At 68.1% G+C, this 20,435-nt stretch carries 21 protein-coding genes; 13 read left to right on the forward strand and 8 right to left on the reverse strand.

The window, feature by feature from the left end:
• The first annotated feature begins 40 nt into the window (after positions 1-40).
• From ettA to O9Y01_RS20965, 4 genes are all read left to right on the forward strand, one after another.
• A complete protein-coding gene (gene ettA, locus O9Y01_RS20950) occupies positions 41-1,705 on the forward strand; it encodes an energy-dependent translational throttle protein EttA (RefSeq protein ID WP_269633579.1) in 1,665 nt (554 codons plus the stop codon).
• 193 nt (positions 1,706-1,898) lie between these two features.
• Entirely contained in the window at positions 1,899-2,390 is a 492-nt protein-coding gene (locus O9Y01_RS20955) for a Spy/CpxP family protein refolding chaperone (RefSeq protein WP_269633580.1), read from the forward strand.
• Positions 2,391-2,496: 106 nt separating this feature from the next.
• Positions 2,497-3,210 carry a response regulator gene (locus O9Y01_RS20960; protein ID WP_269633581.1) on the forward strand — a complete coding sequence of 238 codons (714 nt, stop codon included), beginning with the start codon at positions 2,497-2,499 and terminating at the stop codon, positions 3,208-3,210.
• Complete coding sequence (locus tag O9Y01_RS20965) at positions 3,207-4,625, forward strand: sensor histidine kinase (RefSeq protein ID WP_269633582.1); 1,419 nt, start codon at positions 3,207-3,209, stop codon at positions 4,623-4,625. The genes O9Y01_RS20960 and O9Y01_RS20965 overlap by 4 nt, the downstream gene beginning before the upstream one ends.
• A 57-nt stretch (positions 4,626-4,682) precedes the next feature.
• On the opposite strand, the gene O9Y01_RS20970 is transcribed toward O9Y01_RS20965, so the two are convergent.
• From O9Y01_RS20970 to trpS, 3 genes are read right to left on the reverse strand one after another with little or no spacing between them, the layout of a single operon-like run.
• Entirely contained in the window at positions 4,683-6,092 is a 1,410-nt protein-coding gene (locus tag O9Y01_RS20970) for an MATE family efflux transporter (RefSeq protein ID WP_269633583.1), read from the reverse strand.
• Entirely contained in the window at positions 6,089-6,517 is a 429-nt protein-coding gene (locus O9Y01_RS20975) for a DUF3717 domain-containing protein (protein ID WP_269633584.1), read from the reverse strand. The genes O9Y01_RS20970 and O9Y01_RS20975 overlap by 4 nt, the downstream gene beginning before the upstream one ends.
• Positions 6,518-6,548: 31 nt before the next feature.
• Positions 6,549-7,541: a tryptophan--tRNA ligase gene (gene trpS / locus O9Y01_RS20980; protein ID WP_269633612.1), complete on the reverse strand. Its 993-nt coding sequence runs from the start codon at positions 7,539-7,541 to the stop codon at positions 6,549-6,551.
• Between the two features lie 165 nt (positions 7,542-7,706).
• On the opposite strand from trpS, the gene purN reads away from it, so the two are divergent.
• Positions 7,707-8,333 carry a phosphoribosylglycinamide formyltransferase gene (purN, locus tag O9Y01_RS20985; RefSeq protein ID WP_269633585.1) on the forward strand — a complete coding sequence of 209 codons (627 nt, stop codon included), beginning with the start codon at positions 7,707-7,709 and terminating at the stop codon, positions 8,331-8,333.
• 18 nt (positions 8,334-8,351) lie between these two features.
• Here the strand turns inward: purN and O9Y01_RS20990 are convergent, their stop codons facing one another.
• Together O9Y01_RS20990 and O9Y01_RS20995 are read right to left on the reverse strand one after the other, a co-directional pair.
• A complete protein-coding gene (locus O9Y01_RS20990; protein ID WP_269633586.1) occupies positions 8,352-9,008 on the reverse strand; it encodes a DUF1345 domain-containing protein in 657 nt (218 codons plus the stop codon).
• The gene (locus O9Y01_RS20995; RefSeq protein WP_269633587.1) at positions 9,005-9,247 is read right to left on the reverse strand and encodes a DUF1653 domain-containing protein; all 243 of its coding nucleotides are present in this window, start codon (positions 9,245-9,247) and stop codon (positions 9,005-9,007) included. The genes O9Y01_RS20990 and O9Y01_RS20995 overlap by 4 nt, the downstream gene beginning before the upstream one ends.
• 67 nt (positions 9,248-9,314) lie before the next feature.
• Here O9Y01_RS20995 and O9Y01_RS21000 point away from each other — a divergent pair, with 67 nt between their 5' ends.
• From O9Y01_RS21000 to O9Y01_RS21010, 3 genes are all read left to right on the forward strand, one after another.
• Complete coding sequence (locus O9Y01_RS21000; protein WP_269633588.1) at positions 9,315-10,577, forward strand: RsmB/NOP family class I SAM-dependent RNA methyltransferase; 1,263 nt, start codon at positions 9,315-9,317, stop codon at positions 10,575-10,577.
• A 189-nt stretch (positions 10,578-10,766) separates the two neighbouring features.
• A complete protein-coding gene (locus O9Y01_RS21005; protein WP_269633589.1) occupies positions 10,767-11,990 on the forward strand; it encodes a DesA family fatty acid desaturase in 1,224 nt (407 codons plus the stop codon).
• Positions 11,991-12,203: 213 nt separating this feature from the next.
• Entirely contained in the window at positions 12,204-12,698 is a 495-nt protein-coding gene (locus O9Y01_RS21010; RefSeq protein WP_269633590.1) for a DUF3016 domain-containing protein, read from the forward strand.
• Between the two features lie 84 nt (positions 12,699-12,782).
• On the opposite strand, the gene rpmG is transcribed toward O9Y01_RS21010, so the two are convergent.
• The 3 genes from rpmG to trxB all read right to left on the reverse strand — a co-directional run bounded on the left by rpmG (position 12,783) and on the right by trxB (position 14,421).
• On the reverse strand, positions 12,783-12,953 hold the full coding sequence (gene rpmG / locus O9Y01_RS21015) for a 50S ribosomal protein L33 (protein WP_025564431.1): 171 nt from the start codon (positions 12,951-12,953) through the stop codon (positions 12,783-12,785).
• A 31-nt stretch (positions 12,954-12,984) separates the two neighbouring features.
• Positions 12,985-13,218 carry a 50S ribosomal protein L28 gene (gene rpmB / locus O9Y01_RS21020; RefSeq protein ID WP_183106657.1) on the reverse strand — a complete coding sequence of 78 codons (234 nt, stop codon included), beginning with the start codon at positions 13,216-13,218 and terminating at the stop codon, positions 12,985-12,987.
• Between the two features lie 246 nt (positions 13,219-13,464).
• Positions 13,465-14,421: a thioredoxin-disulfide reductase gene (gene trxB, locus O9Y01_RS21025; protein ID WP_269633592.1), complete on the reverse strand. Its 957-nt coding sequence runs from the start codon at positions 14,419-14,421 to the stop codon at positions 13,465-13,467.
• Between the two features lie 169 nt (positions 14,422-14,590).
• Here trxB and O9Y01_RS21030 point away from each other — a divergent pair, with 169 nt between their 5' ends.
• From O9Y01_RS21030 to O9Y01_RS21050, 5 genes are all read left to right on the forward strand, one after another.
• Positions 14,591-15,256: a Crp/Fnr family transcriptional regulator gene (locus tag O9Y01_RS21030; protein WP_183106659.1), complete on the forward strand. Its 666-nt coding sequence runs from the start codon at positions 14,591-14,593 to the stop codon at positions 15,254-15,256.
• Positions 15,257-15,332: 76 nt separating this feature from the next.
• Entirely contained in the window at positions 15,333-17,702 is a 2,370-nt protein-coding gene (locus O9Y01_RS21035) for a DNA translocase FtsK (protein WP_269633593.1), read from the forward strand.
• Positions 17,699-18,331, forward strand: coding sequence for an outer membrane lipoprotein chaperone LolA (gene lolA, locus O9Y01_RS21040; protein ID WP_269633594.1), 633 nt, complete (start codon positions 17,699-17,701; stop codon positions 18,329-18,331). Before O9Y01_RS21035 ends, lolA begins: the two co-directional genes overlap by 4 nt.
• A 21-nt stretch (positions 18,332-18,352) precedes the next feature.
• A complete protein-coding gene (locus tag O9Y01_RS21045; protein WP_269633595.1) occupies positions 18,353-19,717 on the forward strand; it encodes a replication-associated recombination protein A in 1,365 nt (454 codons plus the stop codon).
• Positions 19,718-19,940: 223 nt separating this feature from the next.
• Positions 19,941-20,435 (forward strand): branched-chain amino acid ABC transporter permease (locus tag O9Y01_RS21050; RefSeq protein ID WP_269633596.1); only part of this gene is annotated, 495 nt, incomplete at its 3' end.

The raw sequence follows: 20,435 nt of genomic DNA on the forward strand, positions 1-20,435 counted from the left end.
AATTCCGCATCTTCCACCTGCACTCAACCCTGAGTAAGCCATGGCCCAATATGTTTTCTCGATGAACCGTGTCAACAAGACGGTTCCCCCCAAGCGCCACATCCTGAAGGACATCTCCCTGTCCTTCTTCCCCGGTGCCAAGATCGGCGTGCTGGGTCTGAACGGCTCGGGCAAGTCCACGCTGCTGAAGATCATGGCCGGCGTCGACAAGGAAATCGAGGGCGAAGCCGTGCCCATGCCCGGCATCAAGATCGGCTATCTGGAGCAGGAGCCCAAGCTGAACCCGGACCAGACCGTGCGTGAGGCGGTCGAGGAAGGCATCGGCGGCGTGCTGGCCGCCAAGAAGCGCCTGGACGAGGTCTATGCCGCCTACGCCGAGCCGGACGCCGACTTCGACGCCCTGGCCGCCGAGCAGGGCGAGCTGGAGGCCATCATCGCCGCCGCCGGTTCCGAGAACACCGACCTGCAGCTGGAACTGGCCGCCGACGCCCTGAACCTGCCGCCCTGGGATGCCAACATCGGCGTGCTGTCCGGTGGCGAGAAGCGCCGCGTGGCCCTGTGCCGCCTGCTGCTGTCCAAGCCCGACATGCTGCTGCTGGACGAACCCACCAACCACTTGGACGCGGAAAGCGTGGAGTGGCTGGAGCAGTTCCTGCAGCGCTTCCCCGGCACCGTGGTGGCCATCACCCACGATCGCTACTTCCTGGACAACGCCGCCGAGTGGATCCTCGAACTCGACCGCGGTCACGGCATCCCCTGGAAGGGCAACTACTCCGACTGGCTGGACCAGAAGGAACGCCGCCTGGAGCAGGAGCAGAAGTCGGAAGACGCCCGCTCCAAGGCCATGAAGGAAGAACTGAAGTGGGTGCGCTCCAACGCCAAGGGCCGCCAGGCCAAGAGCAAGGCGCGTCTGGCCCGCTTCGAGGAACTGAGCGACGTCGAATACCAGAAGCGCAACGAGACCAACGAGATCTTCATCCCCGTGGCCGAGCGCCTGGGCAATGAAGTGATCGAGTTCGAGAACGTCACCAAGTCCTTCGGCGACCGCGTGCTGATCGACAACCTCAGCTTCAAGGTCCCGCCCGGCGCCATCGTCGGCATCATCGGCCCCAACGGCGCCGGCAAGTCCACGCTGTTCCGCATGATCCAGGGCGTGGAGCAGCCGGACTCGGGCACGGTCAAGATCGGCAAGACGGCCAAGCTGGCCTTCGTGGACCAGAGCCGCCAGAGCCTGGACGCCAACAAGACCGTCTGGGAAGACGTCTCCGGCGGCCTGGACAACATCGTGGTCGGCAAGTTCGTGATGCCCAGCCGCGCCTACATCGGCCGCTTCAACTTCAAGGGCAATGACCAGCAGAAGATGGTCGGCCAGCTCTCCGGTGGTGAGCGCGGCCGCCTGCACCTGGCCAAGACCCTGGCCCAGGGTGGCAATGTGCTGATGCTTGACGAACCCTCCAATGACCTGGACGTCGAAACCCTGCGCGCCCTGGAAGAGGCCCTGCTGGAGTTCGGTGGCTCGGCCATGGTGATCTCTCACGATCGCTGGTTCCTGGACCGCATCTGCACGCACATCCTGGCCTGCGAGGGCGATTCGCAGTGGTTCTTCTTCGACGGCAACTTCCACGAGTACGAAGCCGACAAGAAGAAGCGCCTGGGCGAGGAAGGCGCGCGCCCGAAGCGCGTGCGCTTCAAGCCCATCCGCTGAGATCGGTCCCGGCCGGGTGTGCCCCGGCCCGCCGTGCGCAGAAGAGGTCCCGTCGCGGACCTCTTTTCGTTTCCGCGTCCGGGCCGAGCGACACCCGGCGCCTGCTTTCTTTACGCTTCTTCACGCCCTCGGCATGGGGGCCTTACCGGCCCTGCAGACACTGGAGTCACCAACCCAAGCACGGAGTGTCTGTATGCGAAGCCTCAAGATGAAGCACCTGATTCCCGCCGCCGCCATGGCCCTGGCCCTGGTCACCGGTGCCGCCCAGGCCCAGCGCCATCCGGGCATGGGCGGCCCAGGCATGGGCGCCATGGCAGGCGGCCTGATGGGCGGCCATGTCGAACACATGCTGGACCTGGTGGACGCCACCGACGCCCAGCGCGCCCAGATCAAGTCCATCATGGACGCCGCCCGTGGCGAGCTCAAGACCCAGCACGAGACCCTGCGCAGCCTGCACGAGCAAGGCCTGACCCTGTTCAGCGCGACCAATGTGGACGCCGCGGCCATCGAGGCCCTGCGCCAGAAGGGCAGCGCGGTGCATGAGCAGGTCTCCAGGCGCATGAGCCAGGCCATGATCGACGTCGCCCGCGTGCTGACGCCCGAGCAGCGCGCCAAGCTGGCAGCCAAGCTCAAGCAGCGCCAGGCCCGCATGGCCGAGCACCTGAAGTCGCGCAGCGGCCAGTGATCCCCTTGTGCCGAGGACTGCGCTTATGCTTCAGGCTTACACCCCCTCCATGACCCAGGGCGACCGGACCTCGGCCCGCGCCCGCTGCGCCAGCCATCTGCCTTCCATGAATTCCAGACTGCTGCTGATCGACGACGATGCCCGCCTCACCGACATGGTGGGCGACTACCTCCAGGCGGCCGGTTTCGAGATCGACGTGGCCCCGAGCCTGGGGTCGGCGCGGCAGAAGCTGGAGCAGGGCGTCTACGACCTCGCCGTGCTGGACATCATGCTGCCCGACGGCGACGGCCTGGACTTCTGCCGCGAGCTGCGTCGCGATGCCCGCATGAAGCGCCTGCCGGTGCTGATGCTCTCGGCGCGTGGCGAGCCCATGGATCGCATCCTGGGCCTGGAGCTGGGCGCGGACGACTACCTGCCCAAGCCCTTCGAGCCCCGCGAGCTGCAGGCGCGGGTCAAGGCCCTGCTGCGCCGTGCCGAGCCCGACATGCAGGGCGTGGAGGTGCTGCGCTTCGGCCGCCTGGAGATCGACCTCGCGGCCCGCATGGCCCGCCTGGACGGCAAGCCCTGCGACCTCACCAGCCACCAGTTCGACCTGCTGGTCGTGCTGGCGCAGAGCCCCGGCCGGGTGCTTTCGCGGGACCAGATCATGGACTCGCTGAAGGGCCATCCGCTGGAGGCTTTTGACCGTTCCATCGACGTGCACATCTCGCGCATCCGCGCCGTCATCGAGGACGATCCCAAGACGCCGCGCCGCGTGCTGACGGTGCGCGGGGCCGGCTATGTGTTCGCGCGCAAGCAGGACGCCGAAGGCCACGCGTGAAGTCGCTCTACTGGCGCATCTATCTCACCGTCATCGTGGTGCTGGCGGCCTTCGCCCTGGGGGCGGGCTGGCTGTTCCAGCGCCAGATCGAACAGGAGCGCGGCAATGCCGAGGTGGCCGCCGGCGAACGCTGGCAGGCCATGGCCGTGCTGCTGCAGCGCGCCCTGCCGCCCGCGGACGCGCCGCGCGAGCTCCAGGCCCGCGCGATCGAGGAGTGGGGCCAGCGCCTGCGCATGGCCCTGGCCCTGCAGGATGCCCAGGGCCAGCGCATCGGCGCCTCCGAGCTCTTCGAGCGCCGCGAGGAGGTGCCGGGCCAGCGCCAGGTCGAGATCACGCTGGACGACGGCCGGCACATCGCCTTCATCCGGATGCAACGGCCTCCGGGCCTGCGCCCCGAGGGGCGGGCGGAAGGCCGTGCGGACGCACGGCAGGACGCGCGCCGCGCCGCCGGCGACGGCCCGGACCGCGCCCCGTCGGCCGCCCTGCTGCGCCGCGAGGAGGCGCCCTGGGGCGGGCCGGTCCTGCTGGGCCCCCGCCTGCTGCATGGCCAGGGCCTGCTCATCGTGCTGGTGCTGCTGTTCGTGGGCATCGCGGCCGGCGCCTTCCCCGTCGTGAGGCGGCTGACGCGTCGCCTCGAGGCCCTCAAGACCGGCGTGCAGACCTTTGGCGACGGGCAGCTGAGCCATCGCGTCGATGACAGCGGCACCGACGAAGTCGCTGCCGTGGCCCGCAGCTTCAACGAGGCGGCGGGGCGCGTCGAGACCCTGCTGCGCTCGCACCAGAGCCTGCTGGCCAACGCCAGCCATGAGCTGCGTTCGCCGCTGGCGCGCCTCAAGATGGCCTTTGCCATGTTCGAGGACGCCGGCGAGGCGCAGCGCCGCAAGCTCAAGCTGGAGATCCAGACCAATATCGCCGAGCTGGACGCCCTGGTCGAGGAGGTCCTGCTCGCCAGCCGCCTGGACAGCGGCAGCCAGCAGATCCACCAGGACGCAGTCGACGTGCTGGCCGTGGCGGCCGAGGAGTGCGCGCGCAGCGGCGCCGAGCTGCTGAGCGACGAGCGGGACTCGCGCCTGCAGCTGCTGGGCGAGGAGCGTCTGATCCGCCGCGCCCTGCGCAACCTCCTGGAGAACGCCCGCCGCTACGGTGGCGGCAGCGTGGAGCTGGCCATGAAGCACCGCGGCACCTTGCTGGAACTGCAGGTGGCCGATCGCGGCCCTGGTGTGCCCGAGGACCTGCGCGAGCGCATCTTCGAGCCCTTCTACCGCCTGCCCGGCCACGCCGAGCAGACTGGCGGTGTGGGCCTGGGCCTCAGTCTGGTCAAGCAGATCGCCCAGCGCCACGGCGGCTCGGTACGCTGCGAGGCCCGCGATGGCGGTGGCAGCATCTTCGTGCTGAGCCTGCCCCTCAAGACCTGACCCCCGCCTGGTGTGATCCCGCCGGGTCGCGCCCTGCGCAAGACCTGACCCCGCTGCTCACGCCACGGTGCTGGCGGCCGCGCCGGACTCCCGGGCTTCGTGACCATGCACCCACGCCATCAGGGCGACCAGGCCTGCGGAGCACATCAGCAGCCCCAGGCTGGCGGCCAGCCAGAAGCCGCTGGCACCCCGGCAGAAGCCCGGCAGCCAGGCCGGCGGCGCGAAGGCCAGCCAGTAGCCCCCGCCCAGGCCCAGGCCCCAGATGGCCACGGCATAGACCAGCATGGGCGCCAAAGCCACGTGGTGCGCGCGCAGCACCGAGGCCGCGATGGCCTGGCAGGCGTCACCCACATGGAAGAGCCAGACCCACAGCAGCAGGGGCAGGGCCGCGGCCAGGATCAGCGGGTCGGGCGTGTACAGCGACAGCACCTGGCGCCGCAGCAGGAAGACCAGCCCGCCCATCAGCAGCGCGAAGGCCAGCGCGATCTCCAGGCCGTGCCAGCCCAGGCGGCGGGCATCGGCGAAGTCGCGCGCGCCGATGCGCTGGCCCACCAGCGCGCCGGTGGCGTTGCCCAGGGCCATGGGCAGCATGAACATCATGGCCACGAGATTGGCCGCCAGCTGGTGCCCGGCCACCGAGGTGGCACCCAGGCGCGAGATGAAGAGGGCCATGAAGGTGAAGCCGGTCACCTCGATCAGGATGGAGGCGCCCATGGGCAGGCCCAGTCTCAGCAGGCGCCCGATGAGGGCCGGGCGCGGTGGGTGCAAGCCGCCCCGCTGCAGACCGAAGGGTGCGTAGTGCGGGTCGTGCCGCAGCACCCACAGGCCCACGAGCAGCTGGGACCACACCACCAGGGCCGTGGCCAGCGCGCCCCCCGGCGCGCCCATGGGGCTCAGGCCCAGCGCGGGCAGGCCGTGGATCAGGGCCGCGCTCAGCGGCAGCTTCATCGCCAGGCCACCCACCTGCAGCGCCATCACCGCCTTGGGCCGTGACACGGCCGTATTGAAGCCGCGGTAGGCCGTGAACAGCAGGGCCGCCGGCAGCGCCAGGCCGAGGAAATGCAGGTGGCGCCGCACGATGGCCTCGACGGCCGGCTCGGGACGGGCCAGCGCCAGCAGCGGGTCGGGGAAGAGCAGAATCAGCTCGCCGATGAGCGTCAGCGCCAGCGCCAGCCAGGCGGCCTGGTGCAGGCAGTCGCCCACGCCCTCGTGGTCCTGCGCGCCGAAGCGCTGCGCGGCAACGGGCGAGACGGCCAGGATCACGCCCATCAGGCCCACGAACACGCTGGTGTACATGGCGTTGCCCACGGCCAGCGCGGCCAGGTCCAGGGCGGCGTAGCGGGCCACCAGGAGGGTGTCGATGGTCGAGTAGGCCAGCACCGCCAGCTGGCCGATGAAGACCGGCCACGCCAGGGGCAGGATGCGACTGAGGCTGCCGTGGCGCCGCCGGCCCAGGGCCGCCTTCACGGCGCCTCGCCTTCGCCGCGCTTGCGCTCCAGGGCTCGCTCGGCATAGCGGTTGAAGCGCCAGGCCGTGCCTTCCAGGGTGATGCGGCGCCAGGTGACGCGCTTCTCGGCCGGCGTCATCACCGGCCAGTTCTGGACCTCGTCGAAGGTGCGACCGCAGCCCTTGCACAGCTCGTCGCCCTGGCTGGTCGAGCAGATGGCGATGCAGGGGGCGTCCGGCGTGCTGTCGTACCAGCGCAGCCAGGCCTCGCGGGCGGCGGCGGGCAGGGTGTCTTCGTCGCACTCGCTGTCGCGGTGGTAGACGAGCAGGGCGTAGACCTCGGCCAGGGCCTGGACGGGCGGGCAGGCGCTGAGCCCGTCGCCGGGCTCGCGCTGGCGCCACCAGTTGATGGCGGCCTCGATGTCGGTGATGTGGATGCCGGCCATGGACTGCAGCGGGCGATTCTCTTCGTTGCGGTCAGTAGGCGAGGCCCATGGCCTGGCGCACTTCCTTGAGGGTCTTGCGGGCCACGGCGCGGGCCCGCTCGGTGCCGACCTCCACGATCCAGTGCACCTGCTTGGGATTGGCCAGGTACTCGTCGGCCCGTTCGCGCCAGGTCGCCTGTTCCTTCTGGATGGCCTCGATGACGGGCTGCTTGCAGTCCAGACAGCCGATGCCGGCGCTGCGGCAGCCCTGCTCGGCCCAGGCGCGGGTGTCGCTGTCGGAGTAGAGCTTGTGGAACTCCCAGACCGGGCAGCGCGTGGGCTCGCCCGGGTCGCCGCGGCGCACGCGTTGCGGGTCGGTGGGCATCTTGCGAATCTTGTCCTCCACCACCTCGGGCGCCTCGCGCATGGCGATGGCATTGCCGTAGCTCTTGCTCATCTTCTGCCCGTCCAGGCCGGTCAGGCGCGAGGTCTCGGTCAGCAGGGCCTGGGGCTCGGGCAGGATGGGCGCCTCGGCGCAGTAGAGGTGGTTGAAGCGGCGGGCCACCTCGCGGGTGACCTCCACATGCGCGGCCTGATCCTCGCCCACGGGCACGAAGGCGGCCTTGTAGATGAGGATGTCGGCCGCCTGCAGCAGCGGGTAGCCCAGGAAGCCGTAGGTGGCCAGCTCGCGGTTCTTCTCCACCTGGTCCTTGTAGCTGGGCATGCGCTCCAGCCAGCTGTGTGGCGTGCTCATGGCCAGCAGGGTGAAGAGCTCGGCGTGCTCGGGCATGCGGCTCTGGATGAAGAGCGTGCATTGCTCGGGGTCCAGGCCGGCAGCCAGCCAGTCCACCACCATGTCGTAGACGTTGCGCTCGACGATGGACTTGTCCTGGTAGTGCGTGGTCAGGGCATGCCAGTCGGCCACGAAGAAGAAGCAGTCATAGGCCTGCTGCAGCCGCACCCAATTCTTGAGCGCGCCGTGGTAGTGGCCCAGGTGCAGGGCGCCGGTGGGGCGCATGCCGGAGAGCACGCGCTGGCGGGGCAGGGTGGGGGTGTCGCTCATGTGATGGAAGGGCCGGTGCGGGGCGTTCCGCCGGAATGCGGACGCCAGGAAGAAGCCGGTGATTGTAGGGAGTCAGCCCGGCGCATGACGGGAGTCAAGGCGAGGCAAGGCGAGTCGAGTGGCGGGCGCTGGCTACACTTGCGCCCCATGAAGAACATCGTGATCCTGATCAGCGGCCGGGGCTCCAACATGGAGGCCATGGTCAAGGCCTGTGCCGCCGAAGGCTGGCCGGCCCGCATTGCCGCCGTGATCAGCAACCGCCCGGACGCCGCCGGCCTGCAGTTCGCGGCTGCGCAGGGTGTGGCCACCGCCGTGGTGGACCACAAGGCCTTCCCCGATCGGGAGTCCTTCGATGCCGAGCTGGCCCGGGTCATCGACGGCTTCATGCCGGACCTGGTCGTGCTGGCCGGATTCATGCGCATCCTCACGCCCGCCTTCACCCGGCATTACGAGGGGCGCATGCTCAATGTCCACCCCTCGCTGCTGCCGGCCTTCCCGGGCCTGCACACACATGAGCGTGCCATCGAGGCGGGCTGCCGCTTCGCCGGGGCCACCGTGCATTTCGTGACCGCCGAGCTGGACCACGGACCCATGGTCGCCCAGGCCGTGGTGCCGGTGCTGGACGGCGACGACGCCGCCGCCCTGGCTGCTCGCGTGCTCAAGCTGGAGCACCGCATGTACCCGGCCGCCGTGCGCTGGTTCGTCAGCGGGCAGCTCGCGGTCGAGGGCGCGCGCGTGCGCCAGCTCGCGGGCGAGAGCCAGTCCTTCAGCTGAGCCGCGGTTTCAGCGCCTTCAGGCCACCAGGCTGGCCAGCAGATTGATGGACAGGGCCAGCACCCCCGTGTTGAACACGAAGGACAGCAGGGCCTGGATGGTCACCAGGCGGCGCATGGGGCGCGAGCTGATCACCACGTCCGAGGTCTGCGAGGTGGCGGCCAGGGTGATGGAGAAGTACAGGAAGTCCCAGTAGTCCAGGTCCTTGTTCTCGCCCGGGAACTCAAGGCCGTGCGGTGCCGTGCCACCGCGGTGGTAGAGCTGCGAATAGGCCAGCGAGAACTCGATGGGCAGCAGCAGCCAGGTGCCTGCCACCGTGGACAGCGCCAGCAGCAGATAGGGCCAGCCCGCCACCACATTGGCCCCGTGGCGCACCTGGCTCATTTCCGTGACCAGGGCGGCCAGGATGGCCAGGGCGCCTGCCACGGCCAGCATCAGCATCACCGGCACGCCGTCGCCCATGCCCAGGGCCCGGCGCTTCAGCTGGCGGGCATCCGCCCGGCCCATCATCACCAGCACCAGCAGCACATAGGTCCAGACGCCGGCGTTCCAGCCCAGCAGCAGGCGGGTGACCAGGGGCAGTGGCGTGGGCCACAGCACGGCCAGCATCGCGCCCAGCCCCAGTCCGATCAGGACGCGCGGGCGCCAGGGCACCCTCGGGTGGTGGCTGCTCATTCGCCAATCAGCACGAAGCGGGGCTTCATCTGGCCGTCGACTTCCAGGTGCTCGAAGAACATGGCATGGGGCCGCACCCACAGGCCGGTGTTGTTGTAGAGCGGGCGGTACAGCACCAGGACCTCCTCGGTCTCGCTGTGGCGCACGGCGCCCAGGACCTCGTAGTCCTGCCCTTTGTAGTGGCGGTAGCGGCCCGGGGGCGTGGGGGGCAGGGGAGCGGGTTCGGGCTTGGTGTTCATGGCGGGATCCTTTGGAGGCGGCGCCCGGGGGCGCGGCGGCGGTCTTCGGGCCTGGGATAATCCGGCGATGCATCCTAATGCCCTTCTCGATCTCTGCACCGAACTGCTGCGTTCGGTCCTCAAGTTCGACGCGCCCGCTGACGGCGTCGTCTCCGCCTTCTTCCGCAAGAACAAGGCCCTGGGTCAGCGCGAGCGCCATGCCCTGGCCGAAACCACCTATGCCGTGCTGCGCCAGAAGCCCCTGCTGCAAAGCCTGGCGCAGTCGGGCGCCGGCCCGCTGGAGCGCCGCCTGGCCATCCTCGCCTGGGCGGGCGGGGAGGCCGGCCTCAAGGGCGCGCTGAAGCCCCAGGAACAGGAGTGGCTGAAGCAGGTCCGCCAGGTGGATGTCTCGAGCCTGGCGCCCAAGCTGCGCCACAACATGCCCGAGTGGCTGGCCGAGCCCCTGCTGGCGCGCCTGGGCGAGACCGAGTTCTGGGCCCTGGCGGCCTCCATGAGCGAGGGCGCGGCGCTGGACCTTCGCGTCAACACGCTCAAGGCCAAGCGCGAGGAGGTGCAGGCCCAGCTGAAGGCGGCCGGCATCGCGGCGGAGCCCATGCCCTATTCGCCCTGGGGCCTGCGCGTGCAGGGCAAGCCCGCCCTGAACAAGCTGGAGGCCTTCACCAGCGGCGCCCTGGAGGTGCAGGACGAGGGCAGCCAGCTGCTGGCCCTGGCCGTGGACGCCAAGCGCAGCGAGATGGTGGTGGACTTCTGCGCCGGGGCTGGCGGCAAGACGCTCGCCCTGGGCGCCGCCATGCGCAACACGGGCCGCCTCTATGCCTTCGACGTCTCCGGCCACCGGCTGGAATCGCTGAAGCCACGCCTGGCGCGCAGCGGCCTGTCCAACGTCTACCCCGCCCAGATCGCCCATGAGCGCGACGACCGCATCAAGCGTCTGGCCGGCAAGATCGACCGCGTGCTGGTGGACGCGCCCTGTTCGGGCCTGGGCACCCTGCGCCGCAACCCGGACCTGAAGTGGCGCCAGTCGCCCCAGGCGGTGGTGGAACTGCAGGCCAAGCAGAAGGCCATCCTGGACAGCGCCGCCCGCCTGCTCAAGCCGGGCGGCCGCCTGGTCTACGCCACCTGCAGCCTGCTGGACGCCGAGAACGAAGTCATCGCCCAGGCCTTCAGCGAGTCCCACCCGGACTTCCAGCCGCTGGACGCCGCCGCCGTGCTGGAAAAGGCCCATGTGGCGCAGGCCGCGAGTCTGTGCGAGCAGGGCTTCATCCGGCTGTGGCCGCATCGGCACCAGGTGGACGGCTTCTTTGCCGCCATCTGGGAACGCAAGGCCTGAGCGGCCCCGGGGAACGCAAGGCCTGAGCGGCCCGGGCGGTCCTCGCACGGCGCGCAAAAGCGCCAATAAGGCGCGCCGCCGCCTGAGCGCTAGATCTAGATCAAGAGGTGTTTTAGGGCGCCTCACCTACAATCGAGACGCTTTTTGACATCTCCATGACGCTTCTCAATGAGGCAGAGGTCGGACTGAATGAATGAATTGATTTTCGTGCGCGACGTGCTCGTCAACTGGCTGAGCGAAGGCCTGACGGGTGCCAGCCTGTGGCAGGTCGTGCTCTACACGCTGGTGGTGACCCACATCACCATCGCCGCCGTGACCATCTTCCTGCACCGCACGCAGGCGCACCGTGCCCTGGACCTGGGGCCCATCCCCTCGCACTTCTTCCGCTTCTGGCTCTGGCTGACCACGGGCATGGTCACCAAGGAATGGGTGGCCATCCACCGCAAGCACCACGCCAAGTGCGAGACCGAGGACGACCCGCACAGCCCGGTCACCCGCGGCATCGACACCGTGCTGCTGCGCGGCTCCGAGCTCTACCGCGCCGAAGCGAAGAACCAGGAGACGCTGGAGAAGTACAGCCACGGCGTGCCTGATGACTGGATCGAGCGCAATCTGTACAGCCGCTACAGCTGGCAGGGCGTGGCCCTGATGATGATCATCAACCTGGCGCTGTTCGGTGCCCTGGGCGCGACCGTCTGGGCCATCCAGATGGTGTGGATCCCCATCTGGGCCGCCGGCGTGATCAACGGCCTGGGCCACTACTGGGGCTATCGCAACTTCGAGGCCCAGGACGCCTCGACCAATATCTCGCCCTGGGGCCTGATCATTGGCGGCGAAGAGCTGCACAACAACCACCACACCTACCCGACCTCGGCCAAGTTCTCGGTCAAGCCCTTCGAGTTCGACATCGGTTGGGGCTATATCCGCGCCATGGAGATCATCGGCTGGGCCAAGGTCCGCAAGACCGCGCCGCAGCTGAAGCTGGGTGAGCTCAAGGCCGAAGCTGACAAGGCCACGCTGGAAGCCATCATCGCCAACCGCTACGAGATCATGGCCAGCTACGGCCGCAACCTGAAGGCTGCCTGCGCCATCGAGCTGGCCCGCCTGAAGGCCCAGGGCGAGCAGCACAGCGCCAAGTGGCAGCAGTTCAAGCAGGCCAAGCGCTGGCTGCACCGCGATGCCGACCGCATCCCGCAGGCCTTCCATGGCGACATCGAAGGGGCCCGCGCCGCCTCGCCCGCCCTGGACAAGCTGCTGACCATGCGCGAAGAGCTGCGCCAGCTCTGGACCCGGACCAATGTCTCGGCCGAGCAGCTGGTGCGCGACCTCCAGGTCTGGTGCAAGAAGGCCGAGGAAAGCGGCATTGCCGAGCTGCGCAGCTTCTCCATGAACCTGCGCGCGGCCCGCGCCTGAGTGTGTCCGTAGCTTGCGCCGGGGTTTCCCGGCGTGAAGCCCAGGTAAAGAGCGCCCCTTGGAGGGCGCTTTTTTCATGGGCAGTCCATATACTGGTTTTCACTGGGCCGTCATCGCGAAGCCGCGACCTGCGTTGAGTGCGAGGCGCCTGCCCGTCGAGTCCGGTTCTGGGCGCGGATGGCTCAGTCGCAAACCATGAAAGAGGAGAAGACCATGAAGCAATGGAAGACAGGGCTGGTGGCCCTGCTCGCGGGAGTGGGCTTGGCAGGCGTGGCGCAGTCCGCCGAGCTGGACATGCATTTCCAGCCCCTGGATAAATACCGCGACCTCGGCCGCACGGTCACCGAGCGGGAAGACATCCAGAAGGCGCTGAGCGCCCATTTCGAGCGGCTGGCGGCCGAGCGCCTGCCGGCCGGACAGACGCTGCGGATCGATCTGCTGGAGATCAACCGGGCAGGCGAGATGGACTTCCGCCGCCGGCTGCCGGATGAGATCCGCGTGCTGCGCGAGGTCACCTGGCCGCAGATGGAGTTCAGCTATGTGCTGCTGGAGGGCGGCAAGGAGCTCAAGAGTGGCAAGGCCAGCCTCTCCGACATGAACTACCTCCATGGCAGCAGCGCCCGCTACAACGACGGCGACCCGCTGCGCTACGAGAAGCCCATGATCGACAAGTGGTTCGACACCGAGTTCGGCCGCAAGGCGCGCTGAGTCCGGGCGCCGATCGAGCGCCCATGAAAAAACCCGCCAGCTTGCGCTTGGCGGGTTTTTCTTTGGGCTGCAAGCCGGGCTGAATTACTTCAGCTTGATTTCCTTGTACAGGACGTGCTTGCGGGCCTTGGGGTCGAACTTCATGAATTCCAGCTTTTCGGGCGTGGTCTTCTTGTTCTTGTTCGTGGTGTAGAAATGACCGGTGCCGGCGGTGGATTCCAGCTTGATCTTTTCGCGTCCGCCTTTGGATGCCATGTTGTTGCTCCTTGGTGCTTAGTGGATCAGATCAGAGCTCGCCCTTGGCGCGCAGATCAGCGACGACTTGTTCGATACCGACCTTGTCGATCAGACGCAGAGCGGCATTGCTCACGCGCAGACGCACCCAGCGGTTTTCGGTTTCCAGCCAGAAACGACGGTACTGCAGGTTGGGCAGGAAACGACGCTTGGTTTTGTTGTTGGCGTGGGAAACATTGTTGCCCACCATGGGCTTCTTGCCCGTGACTTGACAGACGCGTGCCATGACGCTTCTCCGGTTCGAATTTCTTTACCAGATGCCAAGGCCCGGTTTCTCCAGACCCTGACATCCCATTGACCGCTCTATGCCTGCTAAACCCACGAACGCACGCAAGGTGTGCTCACAGGGGCGATCCATCCGGCAGGCAAGCCAAAGAGTATAGCTGAAAAAGGGGCAGCCGCCCAGGGGCGGCCGTTTCGAGCTGAAAAAGGGCAGCGCGGCCCGGGCAGGGCTCGGGTGCGCCGGTGCCGATCAGCCCTGTGCCTGCTCCAGGTAGCGCTGGGCGTCCAGCGCGGCCATGCAGCCGGTGCCGGCGCTGGTGATGGCCTGGCGGTAGACGTGGTCCTGCACGTCGCCGGCCGCGAAGACGCCCGGCACGCTGGTCATGGTGGCGAAGCCGTTCAGGCCGCTGCGGGTGATGAGGTAGCCGTCCTTCATCTCCAGCTGGCCCTTGAAGATGTCGGTGTTGGGCTGGTGGCCGATGGCGATGAAGCAGCCATGCAGCGGGATGTCCTTGGTGGCGCCGTTCTCGTGCTTCACGCGCACGCCGGTGACGCCGCTCTGGTCGCCCAGCACCTCGTCCAGCGTGTGGAAGACATGCAGCTCGATCTTGCCGGCGGCCACCTTTTCCATCAGCTTGTCCACGAGGATGGGCTCGGCGCGGAACTTGTCGCGACGGTGGATCAGGTGCACCTTGCTGGCGATGTTGGAGAGGTACAGCGCCTCCTCGACGGCCGTGTTGCCGCCGCCCACCACGCACACGTCCTGGCCGCGGTAGAAGAAGCCGTCGCAGGTGGCGCAGGCGCTGACGCCGCGGCCCGAGAACGCTTCCTCGGAAGGCAGGCCCAGGTACTTGGCCGAGGCGCCGGTGGCGATGATCAGGGCGTCGCAGGTGTAGCTGCCGCTGTCACCCTTCAGCAGGAAGGGGCGCTGGGAGAAGTCCACCGTGTTGATGTGATCAAAGACGATCTCGGTCTGGAAGCGCTCGGCGTGCTGCTGGAAGCGTTGCATCAGTTCCGGGCCTTGCACGCCCATGACGTCGGCTGGCCAGTTGTCGACCTCGGTGGTCGTCATCAGCTGGCCGCCCTGGGCCATGCCGGTGATCAGCAGCGGCTTGAGGTTGGCACGTGCGGCGTAGATGGCAGCCGTGAAACCGGCGGGGCCGGAGCCCAGGATCAGCAACTGGGTGTGGCGGGTGTTTTGAGTCATGGCTTCTCAGCTGGGGTTGCAGTCAGGACACACAAGGGGACAAGGTTTTACGATTCATGCCAAACCCTATGGAGGCACGTGACTTAATTGGCACAATGCAGCCATTCTAGGGAAGTCAAGCGGCGCCAGCCTGACGCCACCCCAATGACCACAGCTTAGGAGCTCATTCATGGCCATGCTGTCCAATCTGGACCTGATTCGTCGCGTGCCCTTGTTCTCGTTGCTGACGACTGACCAGGCGCAGTCGATCGCAGACAGCGTGATCAAGCGTCGCTTCAAGCGCGGCGAGGTGGTGGTGGAGCAGGGCACCAAGTCCAACGCGCTGTTCATTCTGCTGAACGGCCGGGCCCGTGTGTTGACGGCTGACAACCGCGGCCGTGAAGTCATCCTCGCCGTGCTGCAGAACGGCGACTACGTCGGCGAGATGAGCCTGATTGACGGCGAGCCCCATTCCGCCACCGTGCGCGCCGAGGTCCAGACCGACATGCTGGTGCTGGGCCGCAATGAATTCGCCCGCTGCCTGCCCGAGAGCAGCAGCCTGTCCTACGGCATCCTGCGCGGCCTGGTGGCCCGGCTGCGCAATGCGGACCGCCAGATCGAGTCCCTGGCCCTGCTGGACGTCTATGGCCGTGTGGCCCGCACCCTGCTGGACATGTCCGAGGAAGACAAGGGCATCAAGATCATCCGCGGCAAGGTCTCGCGTCAGGACATGGCCAAGGTGGTCGGCGCCTCCCGCGAGATGGTCAGCCGCGTGATGAAGGACCTGGAAGACCGCGGCGTCATCGAGACCCTGGAGAACGGCTCCGTGGTCATCAAGGAACGTCTGCACGACTGATCCGGCTGCGGATCCTGTTTCAGATGCCGGCCCGGCGCCGGCTGGCTGACTGCATTTCCTGGGCCACAATCGCGGGATGAGTTTTCCCCTGGGTTCCCTGACGGGCGCGGAGGACGCCGCCCCGGCCGACAAGGTCTACAAGCGCCAGCCCTCCAAGAAGGCCAGGCCGGCGCCCGCGCCGGCCAGCGCCTCGCTGCGCACGCCGCTGTGGCTGATCCTGGGCGGCCTCGTCTGGTGCCTGGTGCTGCTGGCCCTGCTGACGCATGACCGTGGCGACGCCGCCTTCTCCATCGCCGGCAGCAAGGACCACGTGAGCAACCGCGTGGGCACCCTGGGCGCCTGGATTTCCGACCTCCTGCTCTTCGGCTTCGGCTACTCGGCCTGGTGGCTGATGCTGGTGGCCCTGCGCCGCTGGCTGGGCGGCCTGGCCGATGTGCTGCGCACCGAGCCGGTCTTCGACGAGACCCCCGTCTGGCAGCGCCGCGGCCTCTGGGGGCTGGGCCTCGTGCTGCTGATGTGCGCCAGCTGCGCGCTCGAATGGACCCGCCTCTACGGCTGGGAGGCGCGCCTGCCCGGCGCCCATGCGGGCGGCGTGCTGGGCTATGCCCTGGGTCCCTGGAGCATGAAGCTGCTGGGCTTTGCCGGCTCCGGCCTGGTCTGGATCGTGGCCCTGCTGGCCGGCAGCGCGCTGGCGCTGCAGTTCTCCTGGATGCGCCTGGCCGAACTGATCGGCACCCGCATCGATGAATTCCGCCAGCGCAACGTCGACCGCCGCGAGGTGGCCGAGGACAAGCGCGTGGGCAAGAAGGCCAAGCGCGAGCGCGAGCAGGTCGTCGAGGTCGAGCGCCAGGTGGTCGAGGAACACGTGCCCATCGTGATCGAGGCCCCGGTGGTCGAGGTGCCGCAGTCCACCCGCGTGGCCAAGGAGCGCCAGACCACGCTGTTCAGCGAGCTGGCCGACACCAAGCTCCCCCAGGTCGACCTGCTGGACGCCGCGCCGCCGCGCGTCGAGACGGTCACGCCCGAGTCGCTGGAGATGACCAGCCGCATGATCGAGAAGAAGCTGCGCGACTTCGGCGTCGAGGTGCGCGTGGTGGCGGCCTCGCCGGGCCCGGTGATCACGCGCTACGAGATCGAGCCGGCCACGGGCGTCAAGGGCTCGCAGATCGTCAACCTCGCCAAGGACCTGGCCCGCTCGCTGAGCCTGGTCTCCATCCGCGTGGTCGAGACCATCCCGGGCAAGAACTACATGGCCCTGGAGCTGCCCAATGCGCGGCGCCAGACCATCCGTCTGTCCGAGATCCTGGGTTCGCAGATCTACGCCGACGCGCCCTCGCAGCTGACCATGGGCCTGGGCAAGGACATCGTCGGCGCCCCCGTGGTAGCCGACCTCGCCAAGATGCCGCACTGCCTGGTGGCCGGCACCACCGGCTCGGGCAAGTCGGTGGGGATCAACGCCATGATCCTCTCGCTGCTCTACAAGGCCGAGGCGCGCGACGTGCGCCTGATCCTCATCGATCCCAAGATGCTGGAAATGAGCGTCTACGAGGGCATCCCGCACCTGCTGGCGCCCGTCGTGACGGACATGAAGCAGGCCGGCAACGCGCTGAACTGGTGCGTGGGCGAGATGGAGCGGCGCTACAAGTTCATGTCCAAGCTGGGCGTGCGCAACCTCGCCGGCTACAACAAGAAGATCGACGAGGCCAAGGAACGCGGCGAGAAGATCGACAACCCCTTCAGCCTCACGCCCGAGCAGCCCGAGCCGCTGGAGCGCCTGCCCTTCATCGTCGTCGTGATCGACGAGCTGGCCGACCTGATGATGGTGGTCGGCAAGCAGATCGAGGAGCTGATCGCCCGCCTGGCCCAGAAGGCCCGCGCCGCCGGCATCCACCTGATCCTGGCCACGCAGCGGCCCTCGGTGGACGTGATCACCGGCCTGATCAAGGCCAACATCCCGACGCGCCTGTCCTTCCAGGTCTCCAGCAAGATTGACAGCCGCACCATCCTCGACCAGATGGGCGCCGAGGCCCTGCTGGGCATGGGTGACATGCTCTACATGGCCTCGGGCACCGGCCTGCCCACCCGCGTGCACGGCGCCTTCGTCAGCGATGACGAGGTGCACCGCGTCGTCGAGTACCTGAAGGCCCAGGGCGGCGAGCCCAACTACATCGAGGGCATCCTCGAAGGCGGCGTGCTGGAGAGCGAGGGCGGCGGCGAGGGCGGCGGGGGAGGCGGCGGGGACGCCGAGGCCGACCCCATGTACGACCAGGCCGTGGCCGTGGTGCTGCAGCACAAGCGTGCCTCCATTTCCCTGGTCCAGCGCCACCTGCGCATCGGCTACAACCGGGCCGCCCGCTTGCTGGAGCAGATGGAGAAATCCGGTCTGGTTGGCGGCATGGCCACCAACGGCAGCCGAGAACTGATCGTGCCCAAGCGAGACGAATGAACTTCCTGAATTTCAAGCCTTCCCGCCGCCTGCTGTGTGCCGCGGCCTTCCTGCTGGGGTCAGGTCTTGCCCAGGCCGACGCCACCCAGTCGCTCAAGGACTTCGTGCGCGAGGTCAAGAGCGGCCGCGCCAGCTTCAGCCAGACCGTCACCGCACCAGACGGCAAGCGCAAGAAGACCTCCAGCGGCACCTTCGAATTCCAGCGCCCGAACCTGTTCCGCTTCCAGTACCAGAAGCCCTTCGAGCAGCTGATCGTGGGGGATGGCCAGAAGGTCTGGACCTTCGACCCGGACCTCAACCAGGCCAGCTCCCGCCGCATCGGCCAGGCCCTGTCCGGCACGCCGGCGGCGCTGCTGGCGGGGGGCAACGTCGAGAAGGACTTCGAGCTCAAGGCTCAGCCCAGCGAGGCCGGTGTGGACTGGGTCCTGGCCCTGCCGCGCCAGGCGGACGGCAACATCCAGCAGCTGCGCATCGGCTTCAAGGGCCGCGAGCTGGTCGCGCTGGAGGTGCTGGACGCCTTCGGCCAGCGCTCCCTGATGCAGCTGAGCCAGCTGCAGACCAATGTGGCGATCGGTGCCGAGCGCTTCCGCTTCGAGGTCCCCAAGGGCGTGGACCTGCTGGAGCAATGAGGGCAGGGCGCTGGCGGCAGCATGTCTGAGAACGCTTCCCTGTTCGGCGACGAGCCGGCGCCCGAGGCACCGAAGTCCTCGCGGCCTGCGGCCTCGCCCGGCAAGGCCTACCAGCCCTTGCCGGAGCGCCTGCGGCCGCGCCATCTGGACGAAGTCATCGGCCAGCGCCAGCTGCTGGGCGAGGGCATGCCCCTGCGCGTGGCCTTCGAGACCGGACGCCTGCATTCCATGATCCTGTGGGGGCCGCCTGGCGTGGGCAAGACCACGCTGGCACGGCTGCTGGCCCAGGCTTTCGATGCGCAGTTCATCAGCATCTCCGCGGTGCTGGGCGGCGTGAAGGAGATCCGCGAGGCGGTCGAGCGCGCCCAGGTCGCGGCGGCCCAGGGCCGGCGCACCATCGTCTTCGTGGACGAGGTGCACCGCTTCAACAAGTCCCAGCAGGATGCCTTCCTGCCGCACGTGGAGTCCGGCCTCTTCACCTTCATCGGCGCCACCACGGAGAACCCTTCCTTCGAGGTCAACTCGGCCTTGCTGTCCCGTGCCAGCGTGCATGTGCTCAAGTCCCTGGACGAGGAGGACCTGCTGGCCCTGGTCCGCCGCGGCGAGGCTGCCCTGGCCTGCCCGCCCTTCACCGAGGCCGCCGCCAAGCGCCTGGTGGCCTATGCCGACGGCGATGCGCGGCGCCTGCTGAACGCGGTGGAGACCGCCGCGCAGCTGGCACCGCCGGGCCTGGCCAGCATCGACGAGACCCAGCTCGAGCGCGCCCTGGGCGAGCAGCTGAGGCGCTACGACAAGGGCGGCGAGCAGTTCTACGACGTCATCTCGGCCCTGCACAAGTCCGTGCGCGGCTCGGACCCGGACGCCGCCCTGTACTGGTTCTGCCGCATGCTGGACGGCGGGGTCGACGCCCGCTACATCTCCCGCCGCCTGATCCGCATGGCCAGCGAGGACATCGGCCTGGCCGATCCCCGCGCGCTGCGGATCTGCCTGGACGCCGCAGACACCTACGAGCGCCTGGGCTCGCCCGAGGGAGAACTCACGCTGGCGCAGGCCGTGGTCTACCTGGCCATTGCGCCCAAGTCCAATGCGGTGTACACCGCCTACAAAGCCGCGCGGGCCCTGGTCAAGCAGGATGCCAGCCGGCCCGTGCCCCTGCATCTGCGCAATGCGCCGACCCGCTTGATGAAGGACCTGGGCTATGGGCATGAGTACCGCTACGCGCATGATTTCCCCGGCGCCTTTGTGGCTGGGGAGCAGTACCTGCCGGACGGGCTGGAGGACCAGCGCTTCTACGAGCCCGTGCCACGCGGGCTGGAGATCCGCATCGGCGACCGCCTGGCCGAGCTGCGTCGTCTCAATGCCGAGGCGGGCGATGCCGAGGACTGAGGCCTCACCCCCTGTTTCGGTCCTTGCGCCAGCGGGTTATCCCCAGCGAGCCGCTCCCGCGGCGCACTCCTAAAATCCGCGGCCATATGCTGAGTCCCTCCGGCACCCCAGCCCGCTGCTTCGAAGGTCGCGGGCTTTTTTCTTGGGGCCCCGGAGACTCGGGCGCGCTCATCCCTGATCCGGTCGCCGTCTCCTCAGCACGGCAAGGAAGTGGAGTTTTTTGATGGAAACATTCATCCAGCAGATCATCAACGGCCTGGTGCTCGGGAGCATGTATGCGCTCGTGGCCCTGGGCTACACCATGGTGTACGGCATCATCAACCTGATCAATTTCGCGCATGGCGAGATCCTCATGGTCGGGGCACTGGTGAGCTGGACCGTGGCCACGGCCCTGGCCGATTCCGGCCTGCCTGGCTGGGCACTCATGGGCATCGGCCTGCTGTGCGCCATCGTGGTCTGCTCGGTGCTCAATTTCGCGATCGAGAAAATCGCCTACCGCCCGCTGCGCAACGCGCCGCGCCTGGCGCCGCTGATCACGGCGATGGGCATGTCGCTGCTGCTGCAGACGCTGGCGATGATCGTGTGGAAGCCGAACCCGAAGCCCTTCCCGCTGCTGCTGCCCACTGAGCCCTTCAACCTGGGCGGCCCGGTGATCACGGTGACGCAGGTGCTGATCCTGGTGCTGACGGTGGTGATCCTGGCGGCGCTGATGTACCTG

The sequence above is a fragment of the Pelomonas sp. BJYL3 genome (assembly GCF_027257975.1).
GTDB lineage: Bacteria > Pseudomonadota > Gammaproteobacteria > Burkholderiales > Burkholderiaceae_C > Roseateles_B > Roseateles_B flavus.